This is a genomic window from Bacillus sp. FSL K6-3459 (assembly GCF_038003305.1).
Taxonomy (GTDB): Bacteria; Bacillota; Bacilli; order Bacillales; family Bacillaceae; genus Bacillus; species Bacillus pumilus_O.
This window is the reverse complement of record NZ_JBBOOW010000001.1, coordinates 1,034,058-1,047,939: the sequence shown is the minus strand read 5'-3', so window position 1 is coordinate 1,047,939 and position 13,882 is coordinate 1,034,058. Positions and strand designations below refer to the sequence as shown.

At 40.8% G+C, this 13,882-nt stretch carries 15 protein-coding genes and 1 pseudogene; 6 read left to right on the top strand and 10 right to left on the bottom strand.

The window, feature by feature from the left end; all coding sequences use genetic code 11:
• Window positions 1–131: 131 nt before the first annotated feature.
• The 9 genes from MHI35_RS05070 to MHI35_RS05030 all read right to left on the bottom strand — a co-directional run bounded on the left by MHI35_RS05070 (window position 132) and on the right by MHI35_RS05030 (window position 7,155).
• Window positions 132–1,076: a siderophore ABC transporter substrate-binding protein gene (locus tag MHI35_RS05070; RefSeq protein ID WP_211063204.1), complete on the bottom strand. Its 945-nt coding sequence runs from the start codon at window positions 1,074–1,076 to the stop codon at window positions 132–134.
• A 22-nt stretch (window positions 1,077–1,098) separates the two neighbouring features.
• Window positions 1,099–1,857, bottom strand: a complete 759-nt coding sequence (locus MHI35_RS05065; RefSeq protein ID WP_211063205.1) for an iron ABC transporter ATP-binding protein — start codon at window positions 1,855–1,857, stop codon at window positions 1,099–1,101.
• Entirely contained in the window at window positions 1,848–2,798 is a 951-nt protein-coding gene (locus MHI35_RS05060) for an iron chelate uptake ABC transporter family permease subunit (protein ID WP_211063206.1), read from the bottom strand. Before MHI35_RS05060 ends, MHI35_RS05065 begins: the two co-directional genes overlap by 10 nt.
• Window positions 2,791–3,741 carry an ABC transporter permease gene (locus tag MHI35_RS05055; protein WP_211063207.1) on the bottom strand — a complete coding sequence of 317 codons (951 nt, stop codon included), beginning with the start codon at window positions 3,739–3,741 and terminating at the stop codon, window positions 2,791–2,793. The genes MHI35_RS05060 and MHI35_RS05055 overlap by 8 nt, the downstream gene beginning before the upstream one ends.
• A gap of 165 nt (window positions 3,742–3,906) precedes the next feature.
• Window positions 3,907–4,182: a barstar family protein gene (locus MHI35_RS05050; protein ID WP_224925116.1), complete on the bottom strand. Its 276-nt coding sequence runs from the start codon at window positions 4,180–4,182 to the stop codon at window positions 3,907–3,909.
• A gap of 65 nt (window positions 4,183–4,247) precedes the next feature.
• Window positions 4,248–4,508 (bottom strand): hypothetical protein, encoded by a 261-nt coding sequence (locus MHI35_RS05045; RefSeq protein ID WP_249407378.1) that lies wholly within the window; start codon window positions 4,506–4,508, stop codon window positions 4,248–4,250.
• 7 nt (window positions 4,509–4,515) lie between these two features.
• On the bottom strand, window positions 4,516–4,998 hold the full coding sequence (locus tag MHI35_RS05040; protein WP_144522804.1) for a hypothetical protein: 483 nt from the start codon (window positions 4,996–4,998) through the stop codon (window positions 4,516–4,518).
• A gap of 312 nt (window positions 4,999–5,310) precedes the next feature.
• Complete coding sequence (locus MHI35_RS05035; protein ID WP_211063209.1) at window positions 5,311–6,417, bottom strand: D-TA family PLP-dependent enzyme; 1,107 nt, start codon at window positions 6,415–6,417, stop codon at window positions 5,311–5,313.
• 159 nt (window positions 6,418–6,576) lie between these two features.
• Window positions 6,577–7,155, bottom strand: coding sequence for a competence protein ComK (locus MHI35_RS05030; protein WP_012009479.1), 579 nt, complete (start codon window positions 7,153–7,155; stop codon window positions 6,577–6,579).
• Between the two features lie 288 nt (window positions 7,156–7,443).
• Here MHI35_RS05030 and MHI35_RS05025 point away from each other — a divergent pair, with 288 nt between their 5' ends.
• On the top strand, window positions 7,444–7,674 hold the full coding sequence (locus MHI35_RS05025; RefSeq protein ID WP_003210924.1) for an IDEAL domain-containing protein: 231 nt from the start codon (window positions 7,444–7,446) through the stop codon (window positions 7,672–7,674).
• Window positions 7,675–7,736: 62 nt separating this feature from the next.
• Here the strand turns inward: MHI35_RS05025 and MHI35_RS05020 are convergent, their stop codons facing one another.
• On the bottom strand, window positions 7,737–8,597 hold the full coding sequence (locus tag MHI35_RS05020; protein WP_335348917.1) for an SDR family oxidoreductase: 861 nt from the start codon (window positions 8,595–8,597) through the stop codon (window positions 7,737–7,739).
• 145 nt (window positions 8,598–8,742) lie between these two features.
• On the opposite strand from MHI35_RS05020, the gene MHI35_RS05015 reads away from it, so the two are divergent.
• The 5 genes and pseudogenes from MHI35_RS05015 to MHI35_RS05000 all read left to right on the top strand — a co-directional run bounded on the left by MHI35_RS05015 (window position 8,743) and on the right by MHI35_RS05000 (window position 13,841).
• On the top strand, window positions 8,743–10,275 hold the full coding sequence (locus MHI35_RS05015) for an FAD-dependent oxidoreductase (RefSeq protein WP_335348918.1): 1,533 nt from the start codon (window positions 8,743–8,745) through the stop codon (window positions 10,273–10,275).
• A 91-nt stretch (window positions 10,276–10,366) separates the two neighbouring features.
• Window positions 10,367–10,906: pseudogene (locus tag MHI35_RS18875) on the top strand (protoglobin family protein); the annotation flags it as partial.
• Between the two features lie 144 nt (window positions 10,907–11,050).
• On the top strand, window positions 11,051–11,662 hold the full coding sequence (locus MHI35_RS18870; RefSeq protein ID WP_404841273.1) for a methyl-accepting chemotaxis protein: 612 nt from the start codon (window positions 11,051–11,053) through the stop codon (window positions 11,660–11,662).
• Between the two features lie 61 nt (window positions 11,663–11,723).
• Window positions 11,724–12,308, top strand: a complete 585-nt coding sequence (locus MHI35_RS05005; protein ID WP_144522799.1) for a histidine phosphatase family protein — start codon at window positions 11,724–11,726, stop codon at window positions 12,306–12,308.
• A gap of 387 nt (window positions 12,309–12,695) precedes the next feature.
• On the top strand, window positions 12,696–13,841 hold the full coding sequence (locus MHI35_RS05000) for a serine alkaline protease SapB (RefSeq protein WP_335348919.1): 1,146 nt from the start codon (window positions 12,696–12,698) through the stop codon (window positions 13,839–13,841).
• Window positions 13,842–13,882 lie beyond the last annotated feature (41 nt).

The window sequence follows — 13,882 nt, the reverse complement described above, 5'->3', positions numbered from 1 at the left end:
ACCCTCACTCTATCTTAGTCTATCAATGTAGATTCCACTATAACATATTTTGATGAAAGTTTCCTGCATGCAACATATTTTTATGAATCCACAATAAAAAAAGCCGCTCAAGATGAGCAGCTTTTCGTCTATTATTTTTGGTCAATCCCTTGTTTTACTTCATCAATCATGGCAGTTAATGATTCAATGCCGCCGCCAGATAAATACCACATGTCAGAGTTCAAATACACCACATGTTTGTTTTTGACCGCTTTGACTGATTTCACATAATCATTTTCAACAAGCTGTTTCGCAGAAGTTTCTTCTCCGATAGCTGCGCCTCGATCAACGACAAATAGATAATCTGGGTTCGTTTTGACCATGTATTCATACGAAATGCTTTGACCGTGTTTATCAGATGGCTCAAGCTTTTGATCTGCCGGTGTGATCCCAAACACATCGTGGATGAGACCGTATCTTGACTTAGGACCAAAAGCTGTCATTTTGCTGTCGTTCGCCATGATCACCAGCCCATTTTTCTTTATCTCTTTTGCTTGTTTCTTTAAAGCATCCACTTTTTGATCAATAGCTGCAAGCTCTTCTTTGACTTTATCTTCTTTATCAAAAATTTTGCCTAACGTTGTAGCATTCTTTTTAAATGATTCCATATAGTTAGCATTGTCTACATCCATATAAATCGTAGGAGCAATTTCAGAAAATTCATCGAATGCATCTGCTTGACGATGCTGAATAATGATTAAATCCGGATCGATTTCTGCAATTTTTTCAAAGTTCGGTTCTTTTAATCCACCGACATTTTCATATTTGTCCCCTTCATATTTCGATAAATATTTAGGTACCACTTGTTTCGGTAGAGCTGTCACGTTCACACCTAGTTTGTCTAGCGTATCAAGACTTCCCATATCAAACACGACTACTTTTTTCGGGTTTTTCTTGATCTTCACACCATCTTTATTGAGCATGTCTTTTACCGTGACGGTTTCCTCTTTTGTTCCTTCTGTTTTTCCTTGGTTCCCGCAAGCAGCGAGTACGACGATTGCGGTTAACACAGTCATCATCCAAATCCATTTTTTCATATGTGATCACCTCTTCATTTTTTTAAGAAAAATATAAGCAAATGCGCTCACCGCGAATGACTTCAATCGGTATACGCATGTCATAAATTTGTTCAAGTGCTTCTGTTTGAATCACTTCGTCTACTCCGCCTTCTATGATGACCTTTCCATCTTTTAACGCGACGATATGATCGGAATACACAGAGGCAAAGTTAATATCATGGAGCACTACAACAATGGTTTTCCCAAGATCTTTGACGAGCTGCTGAAAGAGCTTCATCATCTCAACAGAATGATTCATATCCAAATTGTTTAAAGGCTCATCTAAGAAAATATAATCTGTATCCTGCGCCAGCACCATTGCAATAAAGGCTCTTTGTCTTTGTCCGCCGCTCAGTTCATCAACATATTGATGCTGGATATTGGTCAGCTTCATGTATTGAAGGGACACATCGATCATTTTCTCATCCTCTTTTGTCAAATGGCCCTGTGAGTAAGGAAAACGGCCAAAGCTGACAAGCTCCCGAACGGTCAGACGCACACTCATATGATTGGCCTGCTTTAAAATGCTCATCTTTTTCGCTAGTTCCTGTGGTGGGTACGCACTATATGGCTTGTCTTCTAAATAAGCTGCACCTGAGTCTGGCTGAATCAGGCGGCTCATGATAGATAAAAGTGTGCTTTTTCCCGCACCATTCGGACCAATGAGAGAGGTCAGCTGTCCTTTTTTCACACTGATTGTTGTGTCGTGAAGCACTGTTTTTCCGTTATACGCCTTACTGACGCCCTTCATCAAGACCATGAACGACTCTCCTTTAACAGTAAATAAATAAAATACAGACCGCCGACTAAATCAATTAATACACTAAGCGGCGTTTGAAAAGTAAATACCTTTTCTACAAGAAACTCTCCGCCTACAAGAGCAATCACACTGATGAAAAAAGAGCCTAACAGCAAGTATGTATGCAGGTACGTCCGAAAAAGCTCGCGTGCGACATTTACGACGAGTAAGCCAAGGAACGTAATCGGTCCGACAAGTGCTGTTGCAATAGACACAAGGACAGCTATCACGATCAGCATCTTTTTTGTGATGCTGTCATAGTCAATCCCCAGATTCACCGCATGCTCCTTCCCAAGTGACATGACATCTAATTTAGACCGGAATGTCCAAATGTAAAAACACAGCGCCGCAAATAAAATAGATGCAATGAGTAAGATATCTGTGTTCATGTGATTAAAGCTCGCAAAGGATTTATCTTGTACGACCTGGTATTCATTTGGATCAATTAGCATTTCCATAAAAGAAGAAAGGCTTTTGAACAATGTCCCAAACACAATTCCGACAAGCAGAAGCAAGAAAATGTGCTTATTTTTGCGTTTGAACATGACTGTATATAGCAGCACAGAAAATACAATCATCAGCCCAACACAAAGGAAAAAATTCAGGTTTTTATTGACGATCATGAAATTAGTCGAGCCAAATAGATAAATAATCGCTGTTTGCAAAAACAAGTAAAGTGCATCTAAACCCAGTATGCTCGGCGTTAAGATTCGATTGTTGGTCAAGGTTTGGAAGACAACAGATGAAAAGGCAATCGCGCCTCCTGTCAATGTCATCGCCAGCACTTTCTTTAATCGACTTGGTACTGTGTAAGGCCAGTATCCCATTTGATAGGTAATGAAAATCACGATTAGCACGGCTGCAATGGCTGCAATCAGGCATAATGTCCTTTTCTTATGCATGGCGTTTCCTCCTCAATAACATGTACAGGAAGATCGCACTTCCGATGATGCCGACCATAAGCCCAACTGAAATTTCATATGGATAAATGATCACCCTTCCGAGCACATCACAAATCAGAACAAAAATGGCTCCTAGTAAGGCTGTATGCGGAAGGCTCTTTTTCAAATGATCGCCGCGGTAGATCGATACAATATTCGGAATGATTAAGCCTAGGAATGGCAGCATCCCGACAGTTAATATGGTGACAGATGTAATCATCGAAACGATCACCAAACCAACCGCCATCACACGTTTATACGTTAAACCTAAGTTAACAGCAAAGCTCTCGCCCATACCTGCCACTGTAAAGCGGTCAGCATATAAATACGCGATGATCAAAAGTGGAACACTCATATAGAGCAGTTCATAACGCCCCTGAACAATAAGAGAAAAATCCCCTTGAAGCCATACGGATACGTTTTGGATCAGATCATATTTATAGGCTATAAACGTAGATATTGAACTAACAATCCCGCCAAACATTAAGCCGACTAACGGTACATAGATCGTATCGTTCACCTTAATATGCCGCAGAATTTTTAAGAAAAGAAGGTTCCCAGCTAAAGTAAATAGAAACGCGATGCCCATTTTCATGAGCGGGCTCGCCTGCGTAAAAACAAGCATTGCGACTAAAATACCAAGCTTCGCCCAATCCATCGTTCCTGCAGTGGTGGGGGAAACAAATTTATTCCTCGTCATACTTTGCATAATAAAGCCGCATAAACTAAGGCTCATGCCAGCAAGCACAATACTCATGAGACGCGGGATGCGACTTGAAACTAACGTATGCACTTGTTCATCTGTTAAATGAAACAGCTGTAAAATGGACAAATCCTGTACACCGACAAACAGTGATACACATGCCAAACATACAAATAATAAACTTAATTGATACAACTTCATACTGGTTACTCACTTTCTATCAAGCTCTTTCCGCCACAAATGATTATCATTATCAATTAAGCGACAGTTCATATATTATCACATTTAGTGAAATATTCAATACCAGAATGAGAAAGACAGAAATTCATAAAAAAACAGCCTGCGGCAGCGGCTGCTTTTTCAACGTTATTGAATACTCACTTGGAATTGTCCCTTTAATTCCTCTTCTGCTTCTTTAAATAATTGCTTTACGCTTTCAGCATACTCTCCAAGAGCGTCCTTACTCGTGTCAAAATTCACCCATGTCAGCTCTACTGGCAGATTTACTTCTCCTGTCAAACAGTCCCATAGCCCATCAAGATTTTTCCCGTAATAGTCAGGAAGGTGTAACACTGTTTTTAGTTGGTCATGAAGCTCTTCTTGCGATCTGCATAATGCGCCATCCAGCTGCACTTTTTTCATGTCATCTTCCCCTCTCCTGCCTTTATTTTAAACGAATGGAAGAAAAAAGAGAAAGCAAGACTTCTTCACTTTTGTTTCTGTCTGACACTTGACATCAAAAGGATGAGACAAGCTGCCAAAACGACCAAGAAAAAGACGGATAACACCATCTGGGTTCCGTACAAATCAGCGAAAAGCCCGACAAAAACACTTGGAAGTCCCAGACCTAAGTAGGCAAACAAATAAAAACCTGCGACAGCTCTAGCTGCCTCATTTTTACCCCGCTCGACAATAAGCTGAAGACCACCTAAATAAGTGAATCCATAGCAGGCAGTACCCGCAATCATCGCTTTTTTACGTTGATTGCTGAATGCGGCCTACTTCTTCCATGAATGCAGCTGCCCTCTGCAATCCATCTTGCAGATGATGAGTAGCGGAAATAAACAGCTTTTCTTGATCTGGCCGCTTTAATAGCTGCTCCACCTGACCAATTCCTTTTTCAAATGAATGAAGACCTGTCTTTAATTGTTTATCCGCCTTTTGATAAGCGGCTGGAACTTCTTGATGAGTAAGCCCCTTTTGAATCACACGATCAAAGGCTTTCGTCGCCTTTTTCAATTTTTTATTTGCTTGGATCTTTCCTTGTCCATCTGAAATAAATTGGTCGGTCATGTTCTCGTAAGCTTCATTTAACTCATCCATATAACGCTGAACCCATTGTTCATACGCAGCTTCTTTAGTGTCTTGTTTTGAAGGCGATTGACCTGCTTGCTGACAGGCTGCTAGTAAGGTCACTGTCAAGGTGAATAGTAGCAGCAATTGCGATTGTTTTTTCATACAGAGCCTCCATTTCTTATTCCCATTCGTTCATATCGGTTAAAATAGGAGGATCCTTTACCACATACGAACACTTTGAAAGAAATGATTTCTTTTATTGTAACAGACGGCTCGTGTCACTTCTGTGATTTATGAGGAATTGCTTGAAAATACGTCTAAGGATCCACATTTCCCTGTCATTCGGTGGGCAAGTCTACCGATACACTCAATAGACGACTGGATATATGGATTTGGTTTCAACAAATCCATGTTCATGGTGAATGTTTTCGTGTCATCATGATGGTGCCAAACGAATTCGCCTGTCCTGTTGCTTTATTGAAGTTTACCTTTACAAGCAATATCAAGCTCTTCGACTACTTCACCATCTTGGATGAGATAAGCTTTTTCATGAAGATTGACAGCGGGACAAATATGATTCGGAATGATTTGCACCTTCTCACCGATCTGGACAGTCTGACAGAAACCTTCGTGATAAATGATGGCATGCTCATCAAATACACTGGAAACAAATACATCATCATAGCCTTTGACCTTGCCTAGTCCTTTTGTTTGTGTCAGCCCTTTTGTACGGGTTTGAGCCGTGAGCCCTTTGGCTCCAACATCTGTAATGACACGAGTCTTTGTTGGCTTACTAATTACTGTCGTCAGCACTGTTGCTGCGCAATGTGAAAAAGTGCCGATCACATTGGACTGAGAGGCATCCATGAAGATGTAAGTGCCAGGGCGAATTTCGGTCACTCCCTTTGGAATATCAAATTGAAATAAAAACGGCGGTGTTGATCCTATGCTCACTACGTCTAGCATCATGCCTGCTTCTGTTGCAATCTGTGCAAATCGAAGCGTTCGATTCACAGCGTCTTCATATAATGTCTGACAATGCGCTTTACTTTCCGCCTTGTATGTGTGACCATCATGAGAAAAAATCCCTTTTAAATGAACGAAGTCACATGTCTTTATCGCCTGCAAAATTTGACGGAAATCACTCTCTTCAATGACACCAGATCTCTCTTCTCCAACCTCTATCTCAATTAAAACCTCCGCTTTTTTCTCTGCTCCACGAAAGACATCTTCAATTTGATGCACATGCTCTACACAATCTATTCCAAATGAAATGTGTATCGACTCTGCCAGCTTTCGAATTCGCTTCAGCTTTGTCTCACCTACAATTTGATTGGCGATAAAGATATCTGTCAGCCCATGCGCTGCCATTACTTCCGCTTCCCCTACTTTCGCTACAGTTAAGCCAGATGCGCCCATCTCTTCCTGCACTTTCGCAAAACCAGGTGTCTTATGTGTTTTCGTATGAGGACGCAGTTTGACTTGCTGACGGTCAGCATATTGCTGCATAGCAGTTAGATTCTCCATCATCACCTGTTTATCAATTAATAGCGCCGGTGTATCTAGTTCATCATAAGTCATCATCATATCCCCCTTCTCAGCCATTCATTATATAAAATTTTATACATTATATTTAAATTATATAATTTATTATACAATTATCAATCTTTTTTTCTTCGAGAAAGGAAGGCGATTTGCGAAACATAAGGAGTCCAGCGGCTGTACTGCCGCTGGTTTTAATTAATATCTGTTCCGTAGCTCCCTTAATATAAAATCGTATACAAGGTTGAGCTGTTGTTCCTTTGGATACAGCATAAATTCTTGTTTTTTAGGAAGACCACCATCAAGACGATCTTGAAATTTTGTTCGGAGATACGCTGTTCTGTGCACCTGACTCTCAAAAGATTTATATGAGACATCGAGTTTGACGGTTTGCTCATTTGTAAAAATGACCACCGTGTCTCCGAGGGATGATTCCTGGAAGGTATGAATGTATTTGTGGGAGATCCAGCCGCACTGAGGACGGTTGGATGAATAGGTTGGGAAGAAATACAGATGATTGGATGAGTCAATCACAATGGGAGGCTTATGTGATATTCCTGTTACTTCATATGTTCCCGCTTTTCTGCCTGCATAGCTTGAGCCGAAGAATCGGCAGCTGCGTTCAATAATTTGCAGGGGCTTTAATTCAACATAAAAGCTTGTCTCTCTTTCTATGACTTTTGAATATACTCTTTTTCCTTCTTCAACTGGAAGGACCGCCATTGTTGCTTGATTAATGACGTATGAATCTAAAGGTGTTTCACTAATTCCTGACACTTCATTTCCTCCTGTGTTAATTTTTGGTTATTTAGATACTATTAATCTATCACCAACATATAAGAAACGACAGGATTTTTTCAAAATTTATTAAAAATCATTTTTTTATCGTATTATTTAGTCCATTCGATCTATCGAAAAGACTTTTTTAAAGATATATCACATCGTGTCGATTGGACAAGAGGTGTCGATTTCGCTCAAAAATAAATTGTCTAAAAATTATAAATTCTTGTTGATTTTTTCTTCGCCAATCCATATACTATAAAAAAGGCATCGGGGGGATTCTTTATGAAAGAGAAAAAAACGTATGCTGAGCTCATGAAGTCCCGCAACACCCAAAAAACCGAAGAAAACGGCGTAACGATTTTAGACATCTATATTCAAATGGTTTTAGATGAGGCGCTTTATAAACAGCGCTTAACCTTCCTTAGAGAAGAGATTGATAAGGCACTGGATCAGCGTGATGAAAAGCGATTCAACGACCTGTCAGCTCAATATGCAGAACACTGCTTACATTAATCATGATGATTTTACTTGCGGCAAAGAGACAGCAACTCGTCTCTTTACCGCAAGTTTTTTGTTTATCCATTTAAAATGGTTCCGCCATTTACATGAAGCATTTGTCCATTTATATAAGAGGAGTCTTCGCTCGCTAAAAATAAATAGCTCGGCGCAAGCTCTACTGGCTCACCAGGACGCTCCATTGGAACATCTCCGCCAAATTCAGAGACCTCCTTTTCGGTAAAGGTCGACGGAATGAGCGGTGTCCAAATGGGGCCTGGGGCTACCCCATTCACTCTAATCCCCTGCTTAATGAGCGATAAAGATAATGATCTCGTAAATGTCACGACTGCCCCTTTTGTAGATGAATAGTCGATCAAGGTTTCATGCCCTTTATAGGCTGTGACAGATGCGGTATTAATGATACTGCTTCCTTTCTTTAAATGAGGAAGTACCGCTTTTGTTAAATAAAACATGGCAAAAATATTCGTTTGAAATGTTCGAAGAAGCTGATGTGAAGTAATCTGTTCAATGCCTTTTTGCGGATGCTGTTCCCCGGCATTGTTCACCAAAATATCAATGGAACCGAAAGCATCCTTCGTTTTTTTGACGACCTCATTTGAAAACGCCTCATCCCCTAAATCACCTGCAATTAAAATGACTTGGCCTCCCGCCTTTTCAATATAGTCCTTCGTTTTCTCTGCATCGCGGTGCTCACTTAAGTAAACAATGGCGACATTGGCGCCTTCCTTCGCAAATAAAACCGAGACCGCTCTTCCAATCCCGCTGTCCCCACCTGTCACTATGGCTGTTTTCCCTGCTAATTTTTTATCCGGCACCTCTCGATCAAAAACAGGCCTTGGATTCATTTTATATTCAAGACCTGGACGCTCACTTTGATGCTGAGGCGGCAATGTTTTCTTCGGCTGCTTTGTTGACACGTCTGTCCACTCCTTCCTTTTATCTTGCTTATTTTTATGTGTTGGCTATTTTTTTATGTATGTCGAACTAGTTTCCTTTCGAATGTATGATTTTCTTCATTGTGGAAAAATTATACACAACAAGTGACTAACTGGAGGAGACAATATGGAACAAGAGCATAAAGGATTGGAACAGGCAAAATCGTTATGGATTGCTGATAGTCAAAAGCATTCTTTTCCTGCCGTACATGAGGATCTCACAGCAGATGTCATCATTGTTGGCGGCGGTATTACTGGTATCGCTACCGCGTTTGAAATGACAGAACGCGGGCTGGATGTCATCATCATTGATGCTGATCAACTGCTGCAAGGTACGACTGGACATACGACAGCTAAGATTACCTCACAGCACGATGTGTACTACCATGAGCTGATTCAACAAATTGGTATGCCCAAAGCCCGGTTGTATGTAGAAGCAAATGAGAATGCAAAAGAGCTAATTCAAGCTCGCGTCAAAAAGTACGACATTGATTGTCAGCTAGAAGTCAAAGATGCGTACCTCTATACAAAGGAAGAAAGCGGTGTCAAAAAATTAAAAAAGGAATTAGATGCCTACAAACAGCTTGGGATTGATCGGGAATGGAAAACAGCGCTTCCTTTTGATGCTGACATCAAGGCTGCCCTAGCAATGACGCAGCAGGCACAGTTCCATCCCCTTCATTATCTCAATGCACTCATTGACCAGCTCCTAGAGCGTGGTGTACGTATTTATGAACAGACGACTGCTGTTGACGTGAAAGAAGGAAACCGCCCTGCTGTCATCACAAAAGACGACCATCATCTGACTGGCCGCTATATCATCTCCTGTTCGCACTTTCCTTTTTATGATGGGAAAGGACTTTATTTCACGCGCATTCACCCAGAGCAATCTTATGTAGTAGCAGCCAAAACAAGGCAGCCGCTCTCAGATGGAATGTACTTAGGAATCGATCAGCCTGCTCATTCTTTAAGAACGGCAGAATGGCATGGTGAGGAAGTGGTGCTCATCGGAGGAGAAGGTCATAAAACTGGACAAGGCGGGGATGAATCTGCTCACTATGAAGGATTAGAACGTTTTGGAGACGCTACCCTTGGAATTGAAGAGGTGCTGTATCGCTGGTCGACACACGATATGGTCACAATGGATCAAATCCCTTACATTGGCCGCCTAACCAAACACCATCAAAATATCTTTGTTGCGACCGGTTTTAGAAAATGGGGCATGACGACAAGCCATGTCGCAGCTACTCTTATCGGTGATTTGATTGAAGGAAAATCGAATCCATACGAATCCATTTTTACGCCATCAAGACCTGTCTCTGATTCTTTCGTCAAAGATTTCGTTAAAGAAAACAGCAATGTCGCTGCTAAGATGATCAGTGGTAAATTAAAACGAACCGATCAAACCATTGATGATTTAAAGCCAGGTGAAGGCGGCATTGTCTCTTATGAACATAAAAAATGCGGCGCCTTTAAATCAGAGGACGGGAACATCTTTCTTGTCGATACAACGTGTACTCACCTAGGCTGTGAAGTCGCTTGGAATAATAGCGACCGTACTTGGGATTGCCCATGTCACGGTTCACGTTTTTCCATTACTGGAGAGGTAGTAGAAGGCCCAGCAAAGAAACCACTAAAAAGGTCTTATAAAGAACAGTAAAATTTTACTGATTCCCTTTAAAAAATCCAATATTATCCGATAAATAATATAAAGTCTGATAATTTGTGATGATTATGGGGGGACAAAAACATTGTTATTTAAAAAAGAGACGAAAAGAAAAAACACTGCTTTTTTCACACAGCAGGATGATGGAATAAAACGTATAAATTTTTCTGACAATACGGATATCGCGAAACAAATCAAAATGATAGACCTAACGCAGCATGATCTATTGATTCTAAAACAGCTCAATCCAATTGTTCAGGAGGATATTGCACATATCGTTGATAAATTTTATAAAAACTTAGAAGTCGAATCTTCCTTGATGCACATCATTCAAGATAATAGTTCTGTCGATCGTTTGAAAAAAACACTCCGCATTCATATTAGTGAAATGTTTGCAGGTGTGGTTGATGAAGCCTATGTGGCAAAACGAATTAAAATTGCGCAAGTTCATCTGCGGATTGGCCTTCAGCCTAAGTGGTATATGGCCGCATTCCAGGATCTTCTGCTATCGATTATGGATTTATTCGCTCAGCATATCGAAGATTTCAAAGAATATCAGACAGCAGTGAAAGCGACAACGAAAATTTTAAATTTAGAGCAGCAACTTGTTTTGGATACATTCCAAAATGAATATTCTAAAATTCGTGATGAAGCAGAACTGCAACAACAGGAGCTTCATACAAAGATTACAGAAACATCCAATTCGCTTGCTTCTCTCTTTTCAAACACAACAAATGCAGTAGACAAGCTTGTATCAAAATCTGATGAGATGGCGGACATGTCGCAAGCTGGAACGCAAATTTCTGCACAGGTCGAGGAAAAATCGATCGGTGGTAAAAAAGAGTTAGAGATTCAACAAACACAAATGAACCAAATTGATGGCAGCATGACAAAGATTGAAACAGAAATTAAGCGTTTAGAAGAAATCGCCAAACAGATTGAACAAATCTTTGGGATTGTCACAGGCATTGCAGAGCAGACGAACTTGTTATCTTTAAATGCTTCTATCGAATCTGCACGAGCAGGTGAACACGGAAAAGGCTTTGCTGTCGTCGCAAATGAGGTTCGCAAATTATCAGAGGACACAAAGAAAACGGTTTCAACCGTATCTGAACTCGTCAACAATACCAATTCACAAATCTCCATTGTGTCTCAGCACATTGGGGACGTGAATTTACTCGTGACAGATAGTAAAGAAAAAATGACCCAAATCAATTCGCTCTTCGATGATATTGTCAGCAGCATGAACTTAAGCAAAAATCAAAATGGAAAAATTGAAATAGACCTTCAAACCTTCCTGAACGAATTGAAGGAAGTCAAACAAACGGTTTCCCAAGTTGCCAGCTCAGTCGAATCCTTAACAAATCTCACAAATCGCTAATCCAGTCTTTTTTCTTATGCTTTAGTATAATAGAAGAAAAGAGAAAAAAGGCGGGATTTGATTGACAACAATTTGCCTAGTCAGACACGGAGAAACAGATTGGAATGCAGCGAAACGAATTCAAGGACGAACAGATATCCCTTTAAATAATACTGGTAAATGGCAGGCTGAACAAACGGGCCTTTATTTAAAAGATGCCCATTGGGATGTTGTCATTTCCAGTCCACTCACAAGGGCAAAAGAAACAGCACACTTGATTTTAAAACATATAGATGCGCCACTTGTCATCATGGATGATTTCATTGAACGTGATTATGGCGATGCTGAAGGCATGTCATTTGAGGAGCGTCAAAAGCTGTTTCCAGATAAACAGTATCCAAATATGGAACCGCTTGAAACAATTCAAGATCGAATGGTAGAAGGCATTGAGAAAGTCAGAGCTGCCTATCCGAATCAACAAGTCCTGATCGTAGCACACGGCGCTGCCATCCATGCTTTGCTCACCACCTTAGCGGGTGAACATTTGGGTCTTGAGAACACGAGACTCGTCAATGCTTGCTTAAATTATGTGGAATGGAAAGATGGTAAATGGAAGGTGCTTGATTACAATGTGGTCAGCCATTTAACTCAATCCTCCCCTTCTTAAAGAACCTGTTATAGAAACAGGTTCTTTTAAATGACAAAAACAATGATAAAATAATATTTTTTTATATCGAAATTCGAAATAGCTGCTAGACGTTTCTACCTATTTTAAGGCTTTTCGGGTATCGAATATTTCTCCGATAATGGATCATAAGAAAAATAGCATACTTCCTTTTTAATAGATAATCGCTGAAACAGTAGAATAAACATATTTTACCACTATTTCCAAGTGACTTAATTCCCCAATTTTCGCTAGGACTTTCACAAAAATTCAGGTCTACTCTTATTTGCCTACTTCCCTTAAACTGAATATACAGAATAATCAAACGGATCATTCTTATAGACTACGGATGATTATTCTGAAATAAGAAAAAAGGGATGTGGATTGTGCGTGAAAAAGAAAAATGTGATGACAAGTGTTCTATTGGCTGTCCCTCTTCTGTTTTCAGCAGGATTTGGAGGCTCCATGGCAAATGCCGAGACGGTCTCAAAGTCAGATAGTGAAAAGAGCTATATTGTTGGCTTTAAAGCCTCCGCCACCACAAACAGCTCTAAGAAACAAGCCGTCACTCAAAACGGTGGAAAACTAGAAAAGCAATATCGTCTCATTAATGCCGCACAAGTAAAGATGTCAGAACAAGCCGCGAAAAAACTGGAACATGAACCTAGCATTGCTTACGTAGAAGAAGACCACAAAGCAGAAGCATATGCACAAACCGTCCCTTATGGAATCCCTCAAATCAAAGCTCCAGCTGTACACGCTCAAGGTTATAAAGGTGCTAATGTCAAAGTAGCTGTTCTTGATACAGGTATCCACGCTGCGCACCCTGACTTAAATGTTGCAGGCGGTGCGAGCTTCGTCCCTTCAGAGTCAAATGCCACCCAGGACTTTAATTCACATGGAACTCACGTAGCTGGAACCATTGCTGCCCTTGATAACACAATTGGTGTTCTTGGGGTCGCTCCAAGTGCTTCCCTATATGCTGTTAAAGTATTAGACCGCTATGGCGACGGACAATATAGCTGGATCATTAGCGGTATTGAATGGGCAGTAGCCAATAATATGGATGTCATCAACATGAGCTTAGGCGGACCAAACGGTTCAACAGCACTTAAAAATGCCGTTGATACAGCGAACAACCGCGGAGTCGTTGTTGTGGCGGCTGCAGGTAACTCAGGTTCCAATGGTTCTACAAGTACAGTTGGCTATCCAGCAAAATATGATTCCACCATTGCTGTTGCGAATGTGAACAGCAGCAATGTCAGAAACTCGTCTTCCAGCGCTGGTCCTGAATTAAATGTTTCTGCACCTGGTACTTCTATTTTAAGTACAGTACCGAGCAGTGGATACGCTTCCTATAACGGAACGTCTATGGCGTCTCCTCATGTAGCAGGAGCAGCAGCGCTTATTCTTTCTAAGTACCCGAATCTATCAACTTCTCAGGTTCGCCAGCGCTTAGAAAACACAGCAACACCGCTTGGTAACTCCTTCTATTACGGAAAAGGGTTAATCAACGTTCAAGCGGCTTCTAACTAAACAAGAACGAAAAAAATCCGGCTGATGCAGCCGGATTTTAT

Excerpts from the sequence above, each read along its gene's own strand:
- MHI35_RS05070 (WP_211063204.1), bottom strand. The coding sequence starts at position 1,076 with ATGAAAAAATGGATTTGGATGATGACTGTGTTAACCGCAATCGTCGTA.
- MHI35_RS05065 (WP_211063205.1), bottom strand. The coding sequence starts at position 1,857 with ATGGTCTTGATGAAGGGCGTCAGTAAGGCGTATAACGGAAAAACAGTG.
- MHI35_RS05060 (WP_211063206.1), bottom strand. The coding sequence starts at position 2,798 with ATGCATAAGAAAAGGACATTATGCCTGATTGCAGCCATTGCAGCCGTG.
- MHI35_RS05055 (WP_211063207.1), bottom strand. The coding sequence starts at position 3,741 with ATGAAGTTGTATCAATTAAGTTTATTATTTGTATGTTTGGCATGTGTA.
- MHI35_RS05050 (WP_224925116.1), bottom strand. The coding sequence starts at position 4,182 with ATGAAAAAAGTGCAGCTGGATGGCGCATTATGCAGATCGCAAGAAGAG.
- MHI35_RS05045 (WP_249407378.1), bottom strand. The coding sequence starts at position 4,508 with ATGATTGCGGGTACTGCCTGCTATGGATTCACTTATTTAGGTGGTCTT.
- MHI35_RS05040 (WP_144522804.1), bottom strand. The coding sequence starts at position 4,998 with ATGAAAAAACAATCGCAATTGCTGCTACTATTCACCTTGACAGTGACC.
- MHI35_RS05035 (WP_211063209.1), bottom strand. The coding sequence starts at position 6,417 with ATGACTTATGATGAACTAGATACACCGGCGCTATTAATTGATAAACAG.
- MHI35_RS05025 (WP_003210924.1), top strand. The coding sequence starts at position 7,444 with ATGAAAGAGAAAAAAACGTATGCTGAGCTCATGAAGTCCCGCAACACC.
- MHI35_RS05015 (WP_335348918.1), top strand. The coding sequence starts at position 8,743 with ATGGAACAAGAGCATAAAGGATTGGAACAGGCAAAATCGTTATGGATT.
- MHI35_RS18870 (WP_404841273.1), top strand. The coding sequence starts at position 11,051 with ATGGCGGACATGTCGCAAGCTGGAACGCAAATTTCTGCACAGGTCGAG.